This window comes from Chlorogloeopsis sp. ULAP01 (genome assembly GCF_030381805.1).
Lineage (GTDB): Bacteria > Cyanobacteriota > Cyanobacteriia > Cyanobacteriales > Nostocaceae > Chlorogloeopsis.
In genome coordinates, this window is the sequence record NZ_JAUDRH010000019.1 from 108,537 (window position 1) to 130,449 (window position 21,913).

A 21,913-nucleotide genomic window follows, 5' to 3' on the forward strand; every position below is an offset into this window, starting at 1 on the left:
GTTCCCTTTTATTCTCAAATTATGAGCTTGCAGCCCATTTAACTAGTGCTTGGGTTAATCCTTCTAAAGTGTATTCTTCTGCTTCCACATCCACACGCCCAAATAAAGCAAGACAAGTTTTAGAGGTTTGCGGGCCGATAGAAGCAATACAAACTCCTTCCAAATAACTTGCTAGCGTAGATGAGTGATTTTCTGCTGAAGTGTGAGAAAAAGTCTGTTCTAACAACTGGCAGAAAAATTGTACAGTTTTAGAACTAGCAAAGGTAACAGCATCAACTTTTTTATTTTGCAAAGCAACTTCTGCTGAGGTAGGAATACTACTTGGACAACAAGATTGATATGCTGCTACTTCTGTTACTTCTGCACCTTTAGCAGTTAATTCTTTCACTAAAACTTCCCGTCCACCACTTTCGACTCTAGGAAATAAAATCTTTTTATCTGCAAGTTCCTCTGGAAAATTTTCTACTAGAGAGTCAGCTACAAAGTTGGGTGGAATAAAGTCTGGTTGCAAACAGCGTTGTCTGAGGCTTTGGGCTGTTTTTTCGCCAACAACAGCAATTTTTATTCCTGCTAAGGCACGAACATCTTTACCCTGTGCGATTAGTCGTTCCAAGAAATAGTCTACAGCATTACTAGAAGTGAGAATTAACCAGTCAAATTCAGATAGTTGAGCGATCGCGCCATCCAAAGCTTGCCAACTCGAAGGCGAGCCAATTTCCAAAGCAGGCATTTCGACAACATTTGCACCTGCTGTTAACAAAAGTTCCGTAAATTGACTTGATTGTCCAGCTGAACGTGTCACTAAAATTGTTTTACCACTGAGAGGGAGAGAAGAGGAGGGGAGATTGTTTGGCATATTGTCCAAAGGTGCAAATCTTACTGCAAAAAATCCTCTTAGTCTATATTCTCAGGTTGAAAGTATCTTCGTAACCCTACCACCTCACCAATCACGATTACCACTGGCGAGAGTGGCACACCTGATACTTCCTGCACAATTGTTTCTAACGTACCTATCCAAGTTTGTTGTTGCTCAGTGCCTGCCCACCGAATAATGGCAATGGGTGTATGTAGCGATCGCCCATGTTGCAACAACCGCCGAACAATTTCAGCTAAATTCTGCCCTCCCATCAAAATTACCAATGTTTCTAGACGTGACAAGACTTGCCAATCTAAAGCATCGGGTTCGTGAGCGGTAAAAATAGCAAAACAACGACTCAAAACTGGATCTGTAAGAGGAATACCTGCTAACAACGGTGCTGCTAGGGCAGAGGAAATTCCCGGTACAACTTCAAATTCACAACCTGCGGCTTGTAAAGCTTCAATTTCAGCGATAGAGCGACCAAAAATAAATGGATCGCCAGATTTGAGCCGGATAACTTGTTTTCCTTGCTGACAATACTTCACCAGTAACTTGTTAATTTCAGCTTGAGGCGTGCTGGGTTTGCCTCCACGTTTGCCTACGTCCAACTTCAGACAATCAGGTGATACTAACCGCAATAATTCTGCATCCACTAGGGCATCGTAAACCAATACCTGAGCAACCGACAGGAGATTATAAGCTCGCACCGTCAGATACGCCTCATCTCCTAGCCCTGCACCTACCAGGTAAACTTTGCCCTTTTGATTCGTCATATCAACACCAGCTTTATACGGTCTTCACACCGTGTTCTGTACGGTTTACTGCACTTTTTTGGCTTTGTCAAAGTATTGCAAAAAATATTTACATTAATTTATACTTGGTTACATAAATTAGTAATCAATAAAGATAAAAATGAAAACTGACTTCAATTACCCAAATAAGGACTTACTTGGAGCTGTTGTTTTTCGACCTGATTTCAACAACTTTGAAAAAATCAATACTAATCAAGCCTGGTCATTATTCTTTACCGCAGGACAAGAAGACAAAGTATTGGGGCAAGAAACTGAGTTTGGCAAATTTTTCTCCAACCTGTTGATTGCGATCGCAGTAACTGGAAGTATTTGGGCTATCTACTTCAGCAACATCGCATAAGTAAAGTCATGCAGTTATTACCACAAGAATGAGAAGTCTTGGTTAGACAAGCCAAGACTTCTTTCTATGCTGATTATTGATAAGGAATATTTATTGAGGCTGAGAGTAGCTAGTAGCTTAACAAAATTTCTAAAAATGATTAAGTTGTGTTAATTTCCCGCGATTCTTTCTCAATTAAACAACGATTTTCCTTAGTTTGACAGCTTGACGAAAATCACCCAATTTTGATACTCTGACAAGTCTAAATAAGATAGATATATTGTGCCAATTTTCAACTTGCCTTCAGAGAAATCAATATTTGAATAAAATCAAGTGTTATTTGATACTGAAGAAATCTGTTGTAACACTCGTTGGATTTGTTGAGCTTTTTCGGGTTGACGTTGTGCTTGGAATAAATCACTAGCTTTTTGCAGGATAGCGATCGCTTCTTGGGATTTTTGTTGTTGCATGAAAGCTTGAGCTAGACGTAAATAGGCATCGACTTTTTTAGGAGCGCGCTCAATCACCTGTTGATATTCAGAAATTGCTGCCTCAACTTTATCTTGCTGCATTAAAGAATCACCCAACAGCAAGTGAACCACATCATTAGTAGAGTTGATCGAAATGACTCGACGAAAAGCAGCTTCTGCACCAAGATAATCTTTTTGCTGATATAGGTTAATGCCCTTTTGAAAGTAGTTGGAAGTAATTAGAGTCTTCCAAGAAAAATAACCAAGAACAGCGATACTACAAATGACTGCAACAACAGCAACAATAGAAGATATTTGTAAGCTTTCTAGCATAGAACTATATTGATTTTGGATTTTGGAGCCACTGCGGTTTATGATTCAACAATTCGTGCGTAAGTCCTGGTTTTCAAGGCTATTGCACAAATTCAAAAATTAAAATCTGTTTTATGCCAACAGACAAGCTGTGGGGAAGATTAAATATTCGAGGAAAAAAAGTTTCCAAATAAATTGGTAAAAACGGGCGATCGCACTTTTATCTTGTAAATCCACTTTCCGAGTTCGCCACCACATTAAGCCTAAAGCTAGCAAATGAGTAACTACTAAAAACTCAAAATTAATTTCCGCCAGACGCAGCACCCCAACTAAGATCATTCCTGCATAACATACAGTCAATACCCAAAGAGCAAGTTTAAACACTGTGTGTTTGCCAAGTTTGATAGTGAAAGTAGTGATATTGTATTGCAAGTCGCCTTCCATATCAGGGATGTCTTTAAAGATAGCGATCGCAAAAGTAAAAACCAAAATAAACAGAGTTAGTACCCAAACTGCTGCTGGAATAAATCGGTTTTGCTCTAACACCCAATTGAAATGCAAGAATAGTCCTAAATTAACAATAGCTCCTCGAACTGAAAAAATACATAGCGCTGCCCAAAAAGGAAATCTTTTTAAGCGGATTGGAGGTAAAGAATATGCTGTCCCAATTGCTAGGCTAATTGCCACCATACCGAACAAAAAAGGCCCACTTAACCATGCCAAAACTAACGCTAAAACACAGGTAGCACCTACAATCAATTGACCTGTTCGTCGAGAAAATTCTCCAGAAGCAAGTGGCAAATGCGGTTTATTGATTTTATCAATTGCCACATCTTCTAGTTGATTTAAACCCACAATGTATATATTTCCAGCTAAACAGGCAAGCCAGGCTCCCATAACAGGAAAAAGAGAATTGGGAATAGAGAACACAGAATCATTACCATTGCTAACAGCAACTGCAATTAAATACAAACCTAAAACACTTAAACTCGTGCCAATAATTGTGTGTGGGCGAGAAAATTTCCACAAAGCATAAAACCAATTACTCACCACACCTGATTGTGAAATTTCACTCATAATTTATTTCTTATTTCCACACAACAACCCGAACCGAATCAAGCCACGCTCATATCCGCGACTCATCAATCCTAAAGACAGCGCCCCAACAATCGTACTCCAACCCGCTCGCAGCAAACCAAAAATTGCTTTCCAGCTCAGTGCCGAATCAATTACCACATTCCAAAACGGTGCCACTGCTTTTGACCAATCGGCAGTGTGGATATTTTGCAATCCGATTTGATGGGCGATCGCTTCATACTCCGGCAAAGAAATTACATAAGGCAAACAGTACACCTGATAAATTTTCGCCAAGTGCTGCTGTTCATCTACTGTCAGTGGTGAATCATCTGTCGGTCGATGGCACCAAGTCACCATAATTAACTTGCCACCAGGTTTGAGGACACGGTAACACTCCTGCATAAACTTGACTTTATCTGGCATATGCTCACCACTTTCCAATGCCCAGACTAAATCAAAAGAATTATCACTAAAGGGCATAGCTTGAGCATCTGCTACTTGAAAATTAGTCTTACTACCTAAGCTAAACTCTTTGGCACGTTCCCTCGCTCTTGCCGCTTGCACGGGACTCAAAGTGATACCTGTCGCATGGGCATGAAATTTTGCAGCCAAATAAAGAGAACTGCCACCAATTCCACAACCTACATCCAAAATACTTTCAGCTTGCCGCACATCTGCCCACTGAAGGATTTCTTCAATTAAGTCAATTTGTGCCTGACGACGGTCTTTTTTTTGCGTACCATCTGCACCATAGTAACCATGATGCATATGCTCGCCCCATATCTCTTCCCACAAACCGGAAGAAGCATCATAAAATTGCTGAATTTGCTTGTATAATGTTGCGCTCATGAAAAAAGCCGTGTTAAGACGAAGCAGAATTCAAATACACTACTGGTAGGCTACCATGTGTGTTTTTAATTAATTAAGGTGTTTTTACAACCAGGGAGGATAAAACTTATCCGCAATCCCTGGGTTAGTTTGTTTTTTACCTTGATATGACTGTTTCTCGGACGATTTGCTTGGGGTTTTTAGCAGTCATTACTGTAGGAACTATCCTGCTAATGATGCCTTTTTCTACCAGTAGCGGTATGTGGAATGACCCGATTGTGGCATTATTCACCGCTACCTCCGCAGTTTGTGTAACTGGATTAGCAGTAGTTGATACTGGTACTGATTTTTCCTTTTGGGGCCAGTTGTTAATTTTGCTACTGGCACAAATTGGTGGTTTGGGTTACATGACAACCACAACCTTTCTGATTTTGTTAATTGGACGTAAATTTGATCTGCGACAAAAAGTTGCTATTCAACAAGCTTTAGACCGTCCGGGAATGAGTGGCAGTACCCAAATTATTCGCTCCATCATTGCCACGACTATGATTTTTGAAATCACTGGCATTTTTTTACTGCTACCAGCTTTTGTTCCTGACTATGGCTGGAGGCAAGGAATATGGCTGTCAATTTTCCATAGCGTTTCTGCTTGGAATAATGCGGGTTTTAGTTTGTTTAAAGATAGCTTGATTGGTTATCAGTCTTCAGTTTTAGTAGTTTTTACGATTAGCGGATTAATTATTTTTGGTGGAATTGGTTATCAGGTGATTTTAGAAACTTATGTTTGGTTACGCGATCGCCTTTTACAAAAACAAGAAAAACTATTAGTTTTTTCACTAGATTTTAAAGTTGCAACTAGTACAACAGTTGTACTTTTAGTTTTGGGAACAATAGCTTTTTTCTTTGTAGAATTGAGAAATTTACAAACCTTTAGTGATTTCAGCCTTCTTGATAAATTACTATTTGCTTGGTTTCAATCTGTAACTACTAGAACGGCCGGCTTTAATTCTATCGATATTGGCAAAATGACTAATGCCGGTCTATTTATTACAATCGCACTCATGTTTATTGGTGCAAGTCCTGGCGGTACGGGAGGTGGTATAAAAACAACAACTTTTAGAGTTTTAACAAGTTGTACACAGTCAATATTACAGGGAAAAGAAGAAGTGATTCTATATGATCGCAAAGTAGCATTTTCTTTGATTTTGAAAGCTGTTGGTGTATTGATTGGTTCTGTAACAACAGTGATTGTCGGCACAACATTAATTGCCTTTACAGATCCAAAATTTGACTTTATTCAAATCTTGTTTGAAGTTGTTTCAGCCTTTGCAACTGTTGGGCTTTCTACCGGAATTACTGGCAGTGTTTCTACAGCAGCAAAGCTGATATTAGTTGTCACAATGTATATTGGTAGAGTGGGTGTTTTACTGTTAATGGCGGCTGTTCTAGGAGATCCTCGTCCTAGCAGAATTCATTATCCAGAAGAAAACTTACTTGTGGGATAGTGGTTATTAGTAGGGACGGATTTATTTAAGATTTCTTCTGAACTTGAGAGATTGCTATTAAATTCCGCCCATACTAATGATTGGTTATTGGTAATGGGAAATTTCTGATGTTCTAGCTGAAGTGATCAGAACTATCAAAAAATAATTATATATAACTACCAGGAATTTATAATATATAAAATATTAGGCAATAAAATGCTTTTTAAATGACTCTATATCATTTGAATTTTGTCCAAAACACAGGGAGCGATCGCAAAGGTAACAACAGTGAATTTGTCATCATTAGGTTTTTTTCGTAGTCTGCGTAAAGACAATCATCAATTTGCGGTGATTGGTTTAGGTCGTTTTGGTCGTTCTGTTTGCTCAACACTTCACAAATTAGGCTATCAAGTGTTAGCAACAGACATTGATGAAAAGCGTGTATCTGATGCATTAACAGAGCAAATGGTTGGTCATGCATTGCAACTAGATTCAACTGAACCTGCTGCCCTTAAGGAAGCAGGAATGTTTGAATTCGATACTGTCATCGTCGCCATTGGAAATTACATTCAAGAAAGTATCATCACTACCCTCAATGTCAAGGAGGGAGGTGTACCTCATGTAGTAGCAAAGGCTTCTAGTGAAGTTCACCGCAAGCTGTTATTGCGAGTGGGAGCAGATCATGTTGTTTTTCCTGAATTTGAGGCAGGATGTGCCTTGGCGCGATCACTTACCAAACCATCAATATTAGAAAGATTTGACCTCGATCCTGATCATAGTATTGTAGAGCTGATTGTGCCTGACGAATTTCATGGCAGAACTATTGCCGAGCTACAACTTCGCAATCGCTATGGTTTAAATTTACTTGCGGTTAGTCATGATGGCAAATTTCAAATCAACCCAAATCCCAATCAATACCTTGAGCGTGGTTCAGCGATTGTAGTTATTGGTTGCAACAAAGATATTAATCGCTTGCCGATTTAAAGTTAATAGCTAAATGGCTAATAACTAGACTTGCGAAATAAACTATCCAGTGAGGAAAGGGAATAGGGTTGGGGGAACGGGGAACAGAGAACAGAAATTTTCATACTTTAGTTGTGAATTATATCCCCAGTCCCCAATCCCTAATCACTAATCCCCAGTTCCCCTTACAGGAAATAACAGTGGAGCAAGAGAGAAGGGTGCATCCTCAGGATCGACTTTTTCTTGTGTAGAAGTTTCTGGTTGACTAGGTGTCTGTTGTGGATTAAACAAAACCGGCACATTACTGGAGTGAGCTGGTGCTTGTGCGGGAGAAGTTTGACTAACTTGAGGTTGTTTTTGTCCTTGCATTTGAGCAATTTTTTGTATTAACTGCTCAACTTTATTAACTTGTTCTGTATTACCTTGTTCCCGGTATTGGTGACGTGCGCGTTTAAAAGCACCATTAGCTTTTTTAAACTCGCCTTGATTGTACCAAGTTACTCCCAAGTTATAGTAAGCCTCAGCATTTTTGGGAAGGCTACGAATAGCCTCTTGGTAAGTAGCAACCGCATCAGAAGTTTGACCTTGGAGAACCAGAAGACTACCCATGTTATTGTAAGCTAGAGCATTTTTAGGATTGAGCTTTATCGCTTGCCGATAAGCAGCGATCGCTTCTTCCATTTGTCCTTGTTCTTGCAAGACAATCGCTAAATTAAAATAAGCATCGGCATTAGTGGAATCTAAATTTACTGCTTGTTGATAGGCAGCGATCGCATCACCTGCTCGTCCTTTTTGATACAAAGCCAAACCCAGATTATATTGGGCAGATGCCATTGTGGGATTAATTACCAGAGCTTGGCGGTAAGCAGTGATTGCGGCTTCAGATTGTCCCTGTTTGTGCAAAGCCAAGCCCAAATTATAATGTGTATCACCGACATTGGGATTGAGCCTAATTGCCTCTGCATACTCTTGTACTGCTGCCTCCAAGCGATTTTGCTCCAACATAATATTGCCCAGGTAATTGTGTGCCAAAGCAATGTTGGGATCTAACTGTAAAGCTTGACGAAAAGCAGATTCTGCACCCTGTAAATTTTTGCGGTTATAGCGCATCACTCCCTGTTGAAAGAAGCTAGCAGCTTCTAAATTCTGAGATACAACATTAACCTTCTCTGCCAGCACCTTACTTGCTGATAATTCAGTAATTGTCGGTGCCGCCAACACCAAAAAAGCAGAAGAGCATAATAAAATCGCCTTGCTTAAGCTGGAAATACACTGAGATTGCCTAAAATATTTATACATAAAATAGACCTGGGCTGATGACTAGATACTCATACAGTCAGGTTACCCAGTACACAATTTAAAATTTAAAATTTGGAATTAACATTTTTTATTGATTTTCTATCCTTTACCAAATAGGTAACCATTTCTCCCTTACCCTTGATTTTCATCAGTCCTCGCGACTCAACTGTATAGCTGTTTTTCAGCTGCTCATAAGTCGTTTCTGTAATTTGAATACAACCTGGAACACCGTGAGATTCCATCCGACTAGCAATGTTAACAGTATCACCCCAAAGGTCATAGATAAACTTTTTGATACCAATAACTCCAGCAACAACAGGGCCAGTATTGATACTGATGCGGATGTTACAGTTACAATTAGTTTCTACATTAAATTGGCTAATTGCCTGTTGCATATCCAAAGCCATTTCCACAATAGCTTGGGCATGATCTGCTCGTGGATTGGGCAAACCACCAACAACCATTTAGGCATCGCCAATAGTTTTAATTTTCTCTAAACCGTGTTGCTCCGCTAGTTGATCGAAAGCCGAGAAAATCCGATTCAGTAATTTCACCAGTTCATTAGGAGAGATACGGCTGGAAAGTTCAGTGAAACCAACAATATCAGCAAATAAAACAGAAACTTCCGCAAAGCCATCAGCGATCGCAGTCGGTTTTTCTTTGAGACGTTCGGCGATTGGTTTCGGTAAGATATTTAGCAGCAAATGTTCTGATTTTTGCTGTTCTGCCGCTAGCTTGTAGGCTGTTTCCTGAGTTTCTTGGAGCGATCGCGCTAATGCCGCCACCTTTGAGAAATCTTCCGCACTGCCGGACGGAAAAAGAATACTCCCTCTAATACCAAAATTAAAAGTGTCAGAGAAAACAGCCACACTTCTAATTGTCGCAGTCTCCGAACTTCTGCTGTTACCTGCTGGTTATAACTCAGTAGAATTTTATCCGTATCTCTGACAAACGCTATTCCTGCTGCTTGGATTTGTAAAACCTTGGGCAAACTGGCACGACTTGGATTGTCAAACAGTCTGGGACGATTCGCTCCACCCACCATCAAGTTCTGAGCTGCTTTTTGCATGATTTTGGGAGTGGTTTGCTGAAGCATCCTACTCACCAAAATAGCATGGTCTTTTGGAAGTTGGGATGTACTTGCCAACTTTTGGAATTATGACTTGCTCGTAGAGAAGAGGCAACAGCCTTAGCTGGTCTATTGCTACCAAATTCGTGATTGCTGATGTGTCGCTAATGACAATCACAATTGCCCCAACTCTCGTAAGTTTTTCAAATCCAACTCAAAATCTTCAACATCATAGGAATACAGTGCAATTTTTCGCTGCTTCAAGAGTTGACGAAAAGCATTGAGTGGCATATCTGCTAAACGACTAGCGTAGCCAAGCGTTAAACGACCAGTTTGAAACAGATATATGGCAATTTCCTGGCGAAACTCGCTTGGTGTAAGTTGAGAGGCTTGCAGAATTTCATCTGAGATGACAACACTCATAACAGAGCTACCTTACCGACCACACCTTTAGAGTAACCTTTCTCGGCTCATAGATGGAAAAATTCCATATATCCACCTTATTTTTTACGTAAGAACAGGCTTTTCAGTATATTCATCGCTGATATCTGCTTCAGGCAAGATCAACATCGCGTCACCGAAAGAATAAAAGCGATATTGAGAAGCGATCGCCTGCTGATAAATATTTAATAACCGTTGCCTACCAATCAAAGCACTCACCAACATCAACAAACTCGAACGCGGTAAGTGAAAATTCGTAATCAAACCCTCAACTACACGCCATTTGTATCCCGGATAAATAAATAAATCAGTCTTACCGCAAAATGGTTGTAGCTCTCCTGATGTTGCAGCACCTTCTAAGGAACGAACTACCGTTGTACCTACAGCAATAACTCTACCGCCAGCAGCTTGAGTGGCACGAATTTGCTCTACAGTTGCAGCAGGCACCTCAATCCATTCTTCATGCATTTTGTGAGTAGTGACATCCTCCACTTCCACAGGGCGAAATGTTCCTACGCCCACATGCAATGTCACAAAAGCTTGATTAATACCTTTTTGCCGTAACCGCTCTAGTAATTCTGGAGTAAAGTGCAGCCCAGCAGTAGGAGCTGCGATCGCTCCCGGAGATTTAGCATAAACTGTCTGATATTGTTCGCTTTCAGCATCGGTTTGAGTAATGTAAGGTGGCAAAGGAACTTCACCAAACACATCCAACAATTGCACTAAAGAAATTTCTTCTGGCAAATCAAATTGTAGTAAGCGTCCCCCAGTCGCCTCATCAGTTTCTAGAACAGTAGCAGTCAGTTGCGAAGGCACGGAGAATTTTTCTTTCTCCGCGTCACCGCGTCTGTTTGTCTGGGCATTTTCCTCCATCTCCCTCGCCTCAAAAATAATTTTCGAGCCGCGCTTAAAGCGTTTACCTGGTTTAACTAAAGCTAACCAGCAGTTATGTTGCCGTTCCTCCAACAGCAACACTTCCACCTCTGCCCCAGTGGATTTTCGCCCATACAACCGTGCTGGTAGAACACGTGTATCATTTATTACCAGTAAATCTCCGGCTTGGAGTAAATCTGGTAAATCGCGGAAAATATAGTGTAAGGGATCTGTGTTTTTACCTGTACTGGGAGAATTTACGACTAATAATTTAGAACTATCTCTGGGAAAAGCCGGATTTTGAGCAATTAGTTCGTTCGGCAATTCATAATCATAACCAGCCAAGGAACAGTCTAATGAAGAACTTTCTATTTTTGGGTTAGAACTCAAATTTAAATTAGTTTCCGGTAGTTTTTGCTGCATTTATATTTAGATTTCCTAAAAAAAACGATTGCTGTTGTGCTTTCTAAAAGAACTCTAAAGGATTGCAAAAGATATTGATCCCTGGACTTTAAGATGGTTACTATTAAGTACCACGTAAGCACCTATATGAATATTGGGTAAAACTCCCCATCTAAAAACGGGGGCTTTTACCCTAGCGGATTGTATCCCCCTCTACCAATAATAGAAATGTAGGATTGGCTTTGATCCCAAGCACCAAGATGGAATACTTGTATTATCTGGCAAATGCCAGCCTCACTCTTCGGGTTATTCAGTACTTGCACGCTAAATCCCAAATACCTGTATCCTTCGTCACCGTAATTCATCAAATCGATGGTTGGGTGGTTAGGATCAAACTTAGAAATCAGTTATCACCTCAAGAAGATGGCGACATTAGGGCTTTCTTAAATGAATTAGGAATTAGCTATGAGCCGCCAATGAGGGTACAGATGGCTCTATGGAGTTTGGAAGCAGGACAGTGTCCCGTTGATGTGATGCGTCGCTACCAAGTAGCTATTGTTTCTCATGGTAATCCAGAAAAAGAAGAAATAGAGGCTTTCCGACAACAGTTTGTCAGGGGATTGGGTTACTGTCCAGAAACTTTGGCATAAAAGTTTTGAATTTTGATGACTGTTACAAATAAATAATTGGTAATTACTTATTGGTAATGGGAATTTTATCTCCATTACCAATATCCGTTTGCCACTTCAAAAGCAGCACAAATATATTCTTGTAAGATTAATTTGTATTCTTCTATAGAAGCATTGGCTAAAGTTTTGTCCATAACTTTAACTGTAGGAGATTGTTTTGGGATGTGCTGACAGTAGACAATAGCAACATCAAATTGGCAAAAATAATCTGCCTTATCTGGATATTTAGCTAAAAACATCTGTGCCGTGCGCCAAAGCTTTAGTTGTTTTGATGGCGCGATCGCACATCTTCCTCCTGAATCCCAATTGCCGGAACTGCGAGTTTTCACCTCCACAAACGCTAACTTGGGGGAAATATCCTCTCGTTGTGCTTGTGTCCCTGTGTCCTTTTGTTCCTCCTCTTCGTCATGTTGGGCAATAATATCAATTTCTCCCCAGCGACATCGCCAACGACGATGGAGAATTACCCAGCCTTGAGATTGTAACCATTGTGCGACTAGATCTTCTCCTGCGTTACCGATATCGGGATAATTATAAGGAGGATAGTTTGCCATTGACTAAAAGTACGATGATTTCAAGGTTAAGCGATCGAATTTGGATAAGCATACTTAATGTATTGCTTTTGACAGTGATTTTCATCACAGCAACTGTAGCTTTCCCTGAAGGTGCTGTGGCAGTAAACTATAACAACCGAACTCTAATTGAAGAAGATTTCTCAAATCAGGACTTAACAGATTCGAGTTTTGATCATGCTACTCTCCGCAAAAGCAACTTCAGTCACTCTAACTTACGTGGCGTTAGATTCTTTTCGTCAAATTTGGCTTCAGTAGATTTTACTGGAGCTGATTTGAGCTATGCCGATTTAGAATCAGCTCGTATGACTAAAGCTAATTTGACTGACGCCATCTTAGAAGGGGCTTTTATTACGGGTACCATGTTTGATGGTGCGATTATTGACGGGACAGATTTTACTGATACATACGTGCGTGAGGATGTGCTCAACAAATTATGCAAAGTAGCTAAAGGCACCAACCCAGTGACAGGGCGTGACACCCGTGATACTTTAATGTGTCCGTAGTACCCGAAGGCAGAAGGCAGGAAGGCAGAGAGCAGCGCGTTGCCAACAGAAGCGCCGTGCGGGGGTTTCCCCCCAACCCCACTCCGTGGGGGCCCCAAAGCCCCCCGTTGTAGACGCCCGGAGGGCGGCTTCCCGTAGGGTGGCGACTTCGGAGGGTTCCCCTCCGTTAAGGCGACTGCCCAGAGGCAGAAGGTTTTAGTACTTAAATACAAAAATTCTGATGTACTGTACAAGTTTTGAAGGTGGGTTTTGCCCACCTTTACTTATACTTAGATTAATTTCTCAAAGCCCTGATAAACCTTTGCAAACCCCTAAATACACTGGGTTTTCTTGCAGGTACAGTTGCGACAGTTTCTCCTTCTGGTGTTTGTGCTTGCCCGGCAAGAATCATATCTAACTCGTCACCAGAGGGTTTTTGCGCCAATTCAGCAACTTTTTGATAGTCACCATCGTTTTGTACCCATACTTCCCACACTCCCGGATAGCAGCGGAACAATGCCGCTTCTTCAAAGATAGGGCGCAGGTAATAACAAGATTCAATTGTATTAGTAAAACGATCGCGGATTTGTCTGGCGGCATAACCAATACCTATCTTGCCAGCATCCTCTAAAAAGGGATTTAACATCACAAAGGGGCGATCGCCAATTTCTTCACAAATCTTTTCTAACTGTGGTACTTCCACAGAGGTGGGAGCAATAAACAAAAATATTTCATCTTCTGGCTGAATTTTGGACTGAATAGAAGCAGCCCTGCCAGTACCAATGTCAGTAATTTTAAAAGGTACATTTGTCCAGTCGCGGCGGGCAAGCCCAGCACTACCAGCATCAGCAAAGAGAATCTTTAATTTTTCTCCATGTTCTTCAAAACTTGGCAACAGTTGTTGTGCAACTGGCATTAGTTTGAGTTCTGGAAACAGTAACTCAATTTGTAATCGTGTATATCCATCTGCAATTGCTGCTTGTGTAGCCTGTTGGGCTTGGGCGATCGCATCTTCAAGAGTCTTTGGAAGTTCAGTCATCTTAAAAAATTTTTGGAATGGAATTGTTAATTACCATTAGCCACTAACTAATCACAACCAATTCTACAGGTGAAAGTCGCTGCAAAACCTGCTTCAATACCATTGCTACCCAATCCACATCCTCTGCGGTTGTATCTCGTCCTAGTGTCATGCGAACACCTGCTAATGCAGCTTTTTCAGAGTATCCCATTGCCAGGAGTACGGGACTGGGATTGAGTTTACCACTATTACAAGCTGCTCCCGCGCTAATACCAATACCAGCACGGTTCAACTCCCGCACCAAGCTTCTACCATTAATTTTTTCTCCATCTGTGTGTTCCAGACAGAAACTAACATGATGAGGCAAACGGTGAATCAAATCACCTGTAGGCTTTAAATCAGGAATGTCAGCCAACAGAGAAAACAAGCGATCGCGTAACTTCATTAATCGAGGTATTTCTGTCGCAATTTCTTGCGCTGCCAATTCTGCTGCTACACCAAATCCAGTAATAATAGGTACTGCTTGCGTACCCGAACGCAATCGCATTTCTTGCCCGCCCCCACCCAATAACGGTACTAACTCTACACTCGGACGTACATATAGCGCCCCTACACCTTGCGGCCCGTAAATTTTATGACTAGAAAGACTCAATAAATCTACTGGCAAGTTTTTTACATCAATAGGTAAACGTCCTGCAACTTGCACTGCATCTGTGTGGAATAATACACCTGCACTATGAGTAATATTTCCCAGTTCTGCGATCGGTTGCAATGTGCCTACTTCGCTTTGCCCGTAAATTACCGACACTAACACAGTGTTATCCTGTAACGCCGCCTTTAAATCCAGGGGATTAACTCTACCCTTGCCATCTACCCCCAAGCGAGTCACTTGCCAACCCCACTGTTCTAATAATCGTGCAGGCTCGCTAATAGCAGAATGCTCAACACTGGAAATAATTATGTGTTGAGGTTCGGCATATAAGCGGGCAACACCCATAATCGCCAGATTGTCTGCTTCCGTGCCTCCAGAAGTAAAAATGATAGATTCAGCAGGTGCATTAATTAATCCAGCAACCTGCATTCTTGCTTGTTCTAGTGCTGTTGCTGCCCGTTGCCCCCATTCGTGTAAGCTAGAAGGATTGCCCCAGTATTGAGTCATGGCTGCTTGCATCGCCGCGATCGCTTCTGGACGAGTGGGAGTAGTAGCACTGTAATCTAAATAAATTTGCATAGATTCTCCAGTAAATATATGCTTGCACGGGCTGCATTTGTTTTCAGCATCTATAGTTAATTATTTCCTAATTCAGGATTATCTCTGCGTAGTTTTACGTTTATCTTTGTTTTCATCTTAAGTTAATAACTTTATTTATTGGGAATCATAAATATGTTAGTTAATTACACTTTTATCAAATTAACGTGTCTCATTTCTCTATCCGATGGAGTTTTTATTCTGTTGTTCTACTAATACTTACTCTGACTGCTTGTCAACAAAATAAGTCTCCCAATCAGTCTCTAGAAAGATTACCACAAGACCCTGTCATTCAAGTCTATTTCAATCAAAATTCCATATCTTCCTACAAAGATCCATACCGACACTTTCATCGTCAGGGAGACAATTTAGAACACCAGGTTATAAATACAATTAACCAGGCGAATTCTACTGTAGATTTAGCCGTAATGGAGTTTAGGCTACCCGAAGTAGCTAAAGCATTAAAGCGTGCTAAAGAGCGTGGAATTAAAGTTAGAGTTTTGCTGGACAATAAATACAACAAAACTATTGAGGAATATACGAAAGAAGAAATTAGTAGAATGAATAACCACGACCGAAGAGCTTATGAAGAATTAAAACGATATCCTGCTGATGCTCTGGCTATTTTACGCCAAAGTGGAATTGAAATTAAAGATGATACATCTGCTGGCGCAACTAAAGGTAGCGGACTTATGCACCATAAGTTTTTGGTTGCTGATGAAAAGACAACTATTGTAACCAGTGGTAACTTTACCACATCTGACTTTCATGGTGATTTTAACAATTTTGACAGTCGGGGTAATCCCAATAACATGATTTTTATTCTCGATCATGCTCTTGCCAAAACTTTTACTGAAGAATTTAACTATATGTGGCAAGGATTATTCAAATCTCGTAAACCCAAAAGATATCCTGTCACAATTCCAGTTGGTACGGGAAGTATTACAGTCAACTTTTCTCCAGCTCGTCGTCAAGAGAATGTAGCCACAACTAGCAACGGTATCATCGCCTCTTATGTGCAGCAAGCTCAAAAGAGCGTGTACATTGCAGTGTTTGTTTTTTCCGACCAAAAGATTAGCGACACTCTTAGCAGAGTATACGACAAAGGAGTAAAAGACATTAAACTGCTGATAGATCCAGATTTTTTCGGACAACCCTACTCAAAAGCATACGATGCACTAGGAGTTTGTCCACGTCCTGGTAAGAAAAATTATTCCATCAAAGTGAATCCGTGGAAAAATCCGATCGCCACAGTTGGTTTTCCCATCGCACCAACTGGAGATAGGGGAGTCCATAGTAAAATGGCAATCTTAGATGGAGAGTTAGTCATTACTGGTAGTCACAATTGGTCAAACTCCGGTAATTATCTAAACGACGAAACTCTGATATTCATACACAATCCTACTGTTGCCGCCCATTACGAACGCGAATTTAGCCGCCTTTATCAAACAGCACAAGTGGGTTTAGCGACTTTACCTTATGCTCAAAAGTGTCAAGCGCAATTCTTACCCCAAACTGCAAGCGAATCAGAATCTCTACCTACTGAGAATTAAAGCGCAATTAAGGAAATTATGTCTAATGTTGAAGAGTGGGTGTATGCTCAACCAGACTTCTTAGCTCAACTACAAGCATTACCTCAACCAAAAACAGGGCTGCGCTCGCCTCTTCGCCAAGGGTAAAAGCTTGATTTGATGTATGAGGGTGATGAAAATCAAGCTTGGATGGTTCACTTTGCGCTTCTCGACGCGGAGGGGAATCTTTTACCTCCCATGAGTGAATGCCAGCGTACGGTTAATGCTTATTTTCGAGTCGTCAATTCAAAGCTTCGGACAACAATTCACAAGGAAAGACTTAAACCTGGGGTACGGTTCTATGTAGTAGTCGGGTTACATAAAGTTGCAGAAGGCACAGTTACTAAGATACTGCACCTGCTAGACGAAGAAACACATACTTAAGCTTGTTGAGCGGTTAGTTAGCTGCACCGATTGCTAGCTCAAACTCGTGCTGAATCAATACACCAACACTTTAGTTTGCACACTTGTTGTAGTTTCCGTAACGCTACCCCAAAATCTGTGTGGAATACCCTACCCCCTTTATTCGGACACCACACTTTCTAGTTATTTGAAAATATTGTTAAATTTATTTACATAAATTTACAAAAATTAAATTAAGGAGTTGAATATAATGGCTATCTTAATTGCGTTGTTTGTTATCGCCTGGGTTGCAGCTTCCGTAATTGGTACTCAGGCTTATTTCCTAGGCGAACAGAGAAAGCCAATCCACGAGCGTAACTGGCGTTCCGAATCTTTTGAAAAATTGGCTAAATCCGTCACTGGCAAGGATACAGACAGAGCGCGATCGCACTCCTGCTTATGGAATGGATGCCTATGCCAGCAATACACTACCTAACTAGGGTCATGGGATGCGTTAGCGATCGTCTAACGCCCTATCTCCACCAAAATTTTTATAGAATCAACCCCCAAATAAAATCCGGTTTCACAAGCCAAAGAAACCGGGTTTTTCATTTGTAGGCGAAAGGTTTATTTCAACTCTAGTTTTTCATGCTTGCTGACATCAGCAGGTTTGCCAGTCATAGCTCCCTTAACTAAGCTAATCGTATTTGCGACTATGCTTGAAGGTGAATCCCAATATTCAGCTTTTTCTACGTTCACCTTAAGTAAAGCAATATCAGGCTCGTCTAAGCCTTTAGGAAACCAAGCCTTGAGTTGTGGTTGCCACATTTCCTCTAACTTTTGGCGATCGCGTACCAATTCGGCTGTACCGGATAAAGAGACGTAACACTGTTTATTAGGTGCAGCATAACTGACATTAACTTGATGGTTGCGATTAATTTCAACTACCTTGTAGGAACTAGCATAAGTGAAAAACCAGACATCGCCATCAAATTCTACTTCGCGATTGGTAGCCATAGGACGGCTATGTAATGTTCCATCCTCATTAACAGTCGTCAACATGGCATAGTCGATATCTTTAATCAGATCTCGCAACTTCTTCAGATTTTCGCTGTTATTTGCATGAGAGTTAGTCATAAACAGTCATCCTGTATTAGTTTGCTATTGGAATAAATTTCAATGGCAACTCAAAGGAAGATGCGAACTGCAATTCACCTCGCACCCATAAGTAGCACTGATTATTCTTTTCCTCACACTAACGTTCTGCCTAGCAAATAACCTGAGTCTACAGTTAGGTTTTCGAGCAAATCACTATATTTTTGTCAAAAAAATCGAAAACCGCTTAGTTTTTTAACAATAAATTAAATGCACACAGACAAAATTATCTACGTGGATCTATGCTTATAGGTATACTTTAAAAGGAAGATATCGGAAAAACGTTCAAATATTACAGCGCTTATCATTTCAATATTCTTAGCGCAACTAAAGCAATTTATTTCATTGCCCTCCTGATTTGATTTTAAAAGATACGAAAACTCGCATCTTTTACTAAAAAAATTATAATTCTCCTCGAATCTTACGCCTAATAATTTCCATCTGTTCTTGCATTTCTGCATCAGTCATCGGCGCAGGATAACCTTTAGAGTTAGGGTCACGTTTGCTCATAAGAAAACGTAGAGCTTCAATATCATCGCGGTTTTCGATGACATAAGCTCTTAGTTCAGTAAAGCTCATTTGTTCATAATTCGGGGTCATTGACAAAATCCCAAATTCCATTACTAAATATTATGATTTGGATATCATTCTCAGCCAGGATATATACCTGTCCAGTTTTGTCATCAAATCGAAATAGTTTAATATCCTTATACAGGTTAGATAGCATTTGACAAACCCGTACACAGGCAAATGCTTGTTCTGCTGTTGGTAGAATAATCACTCCTCACTACTATTTAATATAGGGTGAGCAATGCCCACCCTACCACTCCTTGCGCCTTTGTATGACCTTTCTACAACGGACGGTAAACGCGATAGTTGATATTGGGGAATATATTGTCCATTAGCTCAACTTTTTCTAACCAACCGCTATCGATTTTGCCGATATTAATGTCTTCGTAGAGCTTATTAAACCGCATCAGGTGCGATCGCGTTCTTCTAACTGCGTAGGGTACCATAGTTCCCGTTCGCATAATAAAAGCCCAGTCAGAAGATTGTGCCAAAAGTAACTCTCGTGCTGCCTGATTGAGTGCTTTCCATTCCAACTCATCCACAGGTTCCCTTGTAGAGAGTTCAATCATCCGTTCTGCCGCTTTGTGCAAATGTGGGTAAATCCACGCATTTGTATCATTTAACCAATACTCGTGGAAACCCTTATAACCCCAACTCGATTGAGAAGGACGGCAAACTTGCTGAGTTGGCTGTGCTCGTAAATAATCTCCTAAATGCGTCATTTGGTATGTTTGTTGGTCATACCATGACTTGCGGAACAGGTAATCAATAAACCAGGGGCCTTCATACCACCAATGCCCAAATAATTCCGCATCGTAGGGTGACACCACAATTGGCGGACGCTGCATGATGTGGTAGAGATGTTCAACTTGCCGTTCCCGGTTATACATAAAATTAGCAGCGTGTTCGGCGGTTTTTTCTCTTGCCCAGTAGGGGTCGTAGAGTGCTTTATCTCCTAAACCTAAACCACGACCAGTAATTTTATGATATTTGATGCCCGTATTCTTACGTTGACCGTTGGGCATGATGTAAGGCTTGATATACTCATATTCAGCTTCCCAGCCCAAGTCTTTATAAAACTCGCGATATTCCGCCGCACCAGGATAACCTACTTCAGAAGACCATACCTGCTGAGAGGATTCATGATCGCGTCCAAAAGCAGCCACACCAGTTTCTGTAAAAATCGGGGCGTAGCTGCCAAACCGAGGACGGGGACGAGCATAGAGAATACCGTGTCCATCAACAAGGAAGTAACGCAGCCCAACGTCTGCCAACATCCGCTCTAAGCTTTCATAGTAGGCACATTCGGGCAACCAAATACCCCTGGGTGGGCAACCAAAAGTTTCCTCATAATGTTCGTAGGCTACCTTAAGTTGCGCCCACACGGCTTGGGGATACATTTTCATTAATGGTAAATAGCCGTGGGTAGCACCACATGTGATAATTTCGAGGTTATTTGTGTCTTGGAAATTCTTAAAAGCTGTTACCAAGTCACCTTTGTAACGTTCCCAAACTTCTCGCGTGGCGTTGAACTCAGCAGCATAATGTTCGGCTAAATAGCGGATATGGCCATTATGGGTATTGTGCTCAACTTCTAGCTCGGCAAGTTCCTCAAGTTTAGCCAAATGGGCATCATAGCGTTCTTGCAGCAGAGGATCGCGCAGCATTGACACTAGAGGTGGTGTCATGCTCATGGTGATCTTAAAGTCGATACCGTCTCGCTTTAACCCTTCAAAAACTCGCAGTAAGGGAATGTAAGTTTCAGTAATAGCTTCATAAAGCCATTCTTCCTCCAGCACATAGTCACTTTCTGGATGACGGACGAAGGGCAGATGTGCATGAAGTACTAGCGCGACGTAGCCGATAGCCATAATGATTTCGGGGTGGTACGTAGATAAATTGTAAAGACGGGAGTTTGGCAGAAGTTAACAATATTTTAAGACCTTCTGGGGATCGTATCAGGCTTTCGCCAACTCTTTACAATGGCTGTGACTCCACGCCAAAAGTTATACCATTTTAGATTTTAGATTTTGGATTGTAAATCGCCTTCTGTGTCCGAGTTGGTTAAGCTCATCCCCCGACTGAAGTCTGGGGAATGAAAGCGGGCCGAAGTGAATTGGGAATTGGGCATTGGCCAATGCATGAATGCCCTTTGCCCCTTGCCCCAAGACGACGGACGACGGTTCTGAGCGCCCCTTAAAGGAACGGGCTTCCCCGTCGTCTTTTGGTGAATCCATCGGTCGCAATAATTTTTTAGATTAGTGTTAAAACTATTTTGTAAATAAGGGAGTCCCTATGAACTTCGTACACCACCAAGTATGAAAAAGTTCATTGGTATAAAAAATTTTTTGGAAGTTACCACGAGTGAAAAAACAAATTACTTTTCTTTTTTCTATCTTCACGAGCGCTGTTTTTGTTGCAACTCCAGTAGTTCTGGCAGTTCCCTCCACTGATGCGCCAAAAAGTCCAACTTCACCAAATTTAGAAGCAAAAACTACCACCTACGCAACTGCACTCACACTCAAAGATTTGCCACCTGGTTTTAAGGAATTGCCACCGCAACTTAAGACGGCAATAGCCACTCAACTAGAACCTCTCAAGCAAGCGATCGCCAAAGATAATCTGCCGCTCAATTACTTTTTTGCTTTTATTGAGCCAGAAAAGATGGAACTCGTGATGGGTTTTACGGGAACCCTGACTAATCAAAGACAACAAGCTCAATTTGATGCTGCCCTTAAGCAGGTGCAGAAACCAGAATTTGAGAAAGAAATCAAAAAATTAGAACCAGGGCTGCGATCGCTTCAGGTAATCAAATTTATGAACTACAAAAAACGCCCTGAATTTAATCATCTAGCTAATGCATCCACAGGTTTTTCTATCGGAGCAAAGATAGAACAACTACCAGTAAATTTTGACGTCATCGGTTTCCGTCGGCAAAGCTTTGGAGCATTTACAGCCGTGATGCATATGACTGGCAAGGAGCCTTCGATTTCTATCAAGGATGTCGTCACCAAATTAGATGGGCGTGTCTCACTGCCTTCTTCTGACTTTTGA

Annotated in this window: 23 protein-coding genes and 3 pseudogenes; 9 read left to right on the forward strand and 17 right to left on the reverse strand. The window is 41.1% G+C overall.

Translation table 11 applies throughout. The features are described 5' to 3' along the window. Window positions 1–19 precede the first annotated feature (19 nt). Window positions 20–1,632, reverse strand: a pseudogene (gene cobA, locus QUB80_RS35355) (uroporphyrinogen-III C-methyltransferase). Between the two features lie 139 nt (window positions 1,633–1,771). Between cobA and QUB80_RS30800 the strand changes: the two are divergent. Next, a complete protein-coding gene (locus tag QUB80_RS30800) occupies window positions 1,772–2,011 on the forward strand; it encodes a hypothetical protein (RefSeq protein ID WP_289793266.1) in 240 nt (79 codons plus the stop codon). Between the two features lie 308 nt (window positions 2,012–2,319). Here QUB80_RS30800 and QUB80_RS30805 read toward each other — a convergent pair whose 3' ends face one another. The 3 genes from QUB80_RS30805 to QUB80_RS30815 form a co-directional block, all read right to left on the reverse strand. Beyond that, window positions 2,320–2,793, reverse strand: a complete 474-nt coding sequence (locus QUB80_RS30805) for a tetratricopeptide repeat protein (protein WP_289793267.1) — start codon at window positions 2,791–2,793, stop codon at window positions 2,320–2,322. Window positions 2,794–2,904: 111 nt separating this feature from the next. Beyond that, the gene (locus QUB80_RS30810) at window positions 2,905–3,849 is read right to left on the reverse strand and encodes a homogentisate phytyltransferase (protein ID WP_289793268.1); all 945 of its coding nucleotides are present in this window, start codon (window positions 3,847–3,849) and stop codon (window positions 2,905–2,907) included. Between the two features lie 3 nt (window positions 3,850–3,852). Then, window positions 3,853–4,698 (reverse strand): methyltransferase domain-containing protein, encoded by an 846-nt coding sequence (locus QUB80_RS30815; RefSeq protein WP_289793269.1) that lies wholly within the window; start codon window positions 4,696–4,698, stop codon window positions 3,853–3,855. Window positions 4,699–4,844: 146 nt separating this feature from the next. Here QUB80_RS30815 and QUB80_RS30820 point away from each other — a divergent pair, with 146 nt between their 5' ends. Next, window positions 4,845–6,182, forward strand: coding sequence for a TrkH family potassium uptake protein (locus tag QUB80_RS30820; protein WP_289793270.1), 1,338 nt, complete (start codon window positions 4,845–4,847; stop codon window positions 6,180–6,182). A gap of 267 nt (window positions 6,183–6,449) precedes the next feature. Further along, window positions 6,450–7,145, forward strand: coding sequence for a potassium channel family protein (locus QUB80_RS30825; protein ID WP_289793340.1), 696 nt, complete (start codon window positions 6,450–6,452; stop codon window positions 7,143–7,145). Window positions 7,146–7,292: 147 nt separating this feature from the next. Here QUB80_RS30825 and QUB80_RS30830 read toward each other — a convergent pair whose 3' ends face one another. The 6 genes and pseudogenes from QUB80_RS30830 to queA all read right to left on the reverse strand — a co-directional run bounded on the left by QUB80_RS30830 (window position 7,293) and on the right by queA (window position 11,229). Continuing rightward, entirely contained in the window at window positions 7,293–8,423 is a 1,131-nt protein-coding gene (locus QUB80_RS30830; RefSeq protein WP_289793271.1) for a tetratricopeptide repeat protein, read from the reverse strand. 65 nt (window positions 8,424–8,488) lie between these two features. Further along, window positions 8,489–9,292, reverse strand: a pseudogene (locus tag QUB80_RS30835) (adenylate/guanylate cyclase domain-containing protein). Further along, the gene (locus QUB80_RS35360) at window positions 9,196–9,519 is read right to left on the reverse strand and encodes a hypothetical protein (RefSeq protein WP_502875341.1); all 324 of its coding nucleotides are present in this window, start codon (window positions 9,517–9,519) and stop codon (window positions 9,196–9,198) included. The pseudogene QUB80_RS30835 and the gene QUB80_RS35360 overlap by 97 nt, the downstream one beginning before the upstream one ends. 1 nt (window position 9,520) lies before the next feature. Further along, window positions 9,521–9,670 carry a PIN domain-containing protein gene (locus QUB80_RS35365; RefSeq protein ID WP_502875342.1) on the reverse strand — a complete coding sequence of 50 codons (150 nt, stop codon included), beginning with the start codon at window positions 9,668–9,670 and terminating at the stop codon, window positions 9,521–9,523. Then, window positions 9,667–9,915 carry a UPF0175 family protein gene (locus QUB80_RS30840; protein ID WP_289793272.1) on the reverse strand — a complete coding sequence of 83 codons (249 nt, stop codon included), beginning with the start codon at window positions 9,913–9,915 and terminating at the stop codon, window positions 9,667–9,669. The genes QUB80_RS35365 and QUB80_RS30840 overlap by 4 nt, the downstream gene beginning before the upstream one ends. Window positions 9,916–9,999: 84 nt before the next feature. Next, window positions 10,000–11,229 carry a tRNA preQ1(34) S-adenosylmethionine ribosyltransferase-isomerase QueA gene (gene queA / locus QUB80_RS30845; RefSeq protein WP_289793273.1) on the reverse strand — a complete coding sequence of 410 codons (1,230 nt, stop codon included), beginning with the start codon at window positions 11,227–11,229 and terminating at the stop codon, window positions 10,000–10,002. Between the two features lie 239 nt (window positions 11,230–11,468). On the opposite strand from queA, the gene QUB80_RS30850 reads away from it, so the two are divergent. Then, complete coding sequence (locus QUB80_RS30850) at window positions 11,469–11,858, forward strand: hypothetical protein (RefSeq protein ID WP_289793274.1); 390 nt, start codon at window positions 11,469–11,471, stop codon at window positions 11,856–11,858. 74 nt (window positions 11,859–11,932) lie between these two features. Here the strand turns inward: QUB80_RS30850 and QUB80_RS30855 are convergent, their stop codons facing one another. Continuing rightward, window positions 11,933–12,451 carry a YraN family protein gene (locus QUB80_RS30855; protein WP_289793275.1) on the reverse strand — a complete coding sequence of 173 codons (519 nt, stop codon included), beginning with the start codon at window positions 12,449–12,451 and terminating at the stop codon, window positions 11,933–11,935. A gap of 14 nt (window positions 12,452–12,465) precedes the next feature. Between QUB80_RS30855 and QUB80_RS30860 the strand changes: the two genes are divergently transcribed. Next, complete coding sequence (locus QUB80_RS30860) at window positions 12,466–12,975, forward strand: pentapeptide repeat-containing protein (protein ID WP_289793341.1); 510 nt, start codon at window positions 12,466–12,468, stop codon at window positions 12,973–12,975. Between the two features lie 274 nt (window positions 12,976–13,249). Here the strand turns inward: QUB80_RS30860 and QUB80_RS30865 are convergent, their stop codons facing one another. Beyond that, window positions 13,250–13,993 (reverse strand): DUF1995 family protein, encoded by a 744-nt coding sequence (locus QUB80_RS30865; protein WP_289793276.1) that lies wholly within the window; start codon window positions 13,991–13,993, stop codon window positions 13,250–13,252. A gap of 43 nt (window positions 13,994–14,036) precedes the next feature. Beyond that, a complete protein-coding gene (locus QUB80_RS30870) occupies window positions 14,037–15,203 on the reverse strand; it encodes a cysteine desulfurase family protein (RefSeq protein ID WP_289793277.1) in 1,167 nt (388 codons plus the stop codon). Between the two features lie 185 nt (window positions 15,204–15,388). Here QUB80_RS30870 and QUB80_RS30875 point away from each other — a divergent pair, with 185 nt between their 5' ends. The 3 genes and pseudogenes from QUB80_RS30875 to QUB80_RS30885 all read left to right on the forward strand — a co-directional run bounded on the left by QUB80_RS30875 (window position 15,389) and on the right by QUB80_RS30885 (window position 17,634). Continuing rightward, the gene (locus tag QUB80_RS30875; RefSeq protein WP_289793278.1) at window positions 15,389–16,774 is read left to right on the forward strand and encodes a phospholipase D-like domain-containing protein; all 1,386 of its coding nucleotides are present in this window, start codon (window positions 15,389–15,391) and stop codon (window positions 16,772–16,774) included. A 138-nt stretch (window positions 16,775–16,912) separates the two neighbouring features. Next, window positions 16,913–17,176, forward strand: coding sequence for a hypothetical protein (locus tag QUB80_RS30880; protein ID WP_289793279.1), 264 nt, complete (start codon window positions 16,913–16,915; stop codon window positions 17,174–17,176). Window positions 17,177–17,405: 229 nt separating this feature from the next. After that, a pseudogene (locus QUB80_RS30885) lies at window positions 17,406–17,634 on the forward strand (photosystem II protein, Psb35-related). Window positions 17,635–17,761: 127 nt separating this feature from the next. Here QUB80_RS30885 and QUB80_RS30890 read toward each other — a convergent pair. From QUB80_RS30890 to QUB80_RS30905, 4 genes are all read right to left on the reverse strand, one after another. Beyond that, window positions 17,762–18,271: a pyridoxamine 5'-phosphate oxidase family protein gene (locus QUB80_RS30890; protein WP_276753302.1), complete on the reverse strand. Its 510-nt coding sequence runs from the start codon at window positions 18,269–18,271 to the stop codon at window positions 17,762–17,764. A 420-nt stretch (window positions 18,272–18,691) separates the two neighbouring features. After that, window positions 18,692–18,868, reverse strand: coding sequence for a DUF6887 family protein (locus tag QUB80_RS30895; protein WP_289793280.1), 177 nt, complete (start codon window positions 18,866–18,868; stop codon window positions 18,692–18,694). Between the two features lie 4 nt (window positions 18,869–18,872). Continuing rightward, a complete protein-coding gene (locus QUB80_RS30900; RefSeq protein ID WP_336622364.1) occupies window positions 18,873–19,070 on the reverse strand; it encodes a DUF6888 family protein in 198 nt (65 codons plus the stop codon). Window positions 19,071–19,140: 70 nt separating this feature from the next. Further along, entirely contained in the window at window positions 19,141–20,730 is a 1,590-nt protein-coding gene (locus QUB80_RS30905) for a glycoside hydrolase family 57 protein (protein ID WP_289793281.1), read from the reverse strand. 493 nt (window positions 20,731–21,223) lie between these two features. Here QUB80_RS30905 and QUB80_RS30910 point away from each other — a divergent pair, with 493 nt between their 5' ends. Then, on the forward strand, window positions 21,224–21,913 hold the full coding sequence (locus QUB80_RS30910; protein WP_289793282.1) for a hypothetical protein: 690 nt from the start codon (window positions 21,224–21,226) through the stop codon (window positions 21,911–21,913).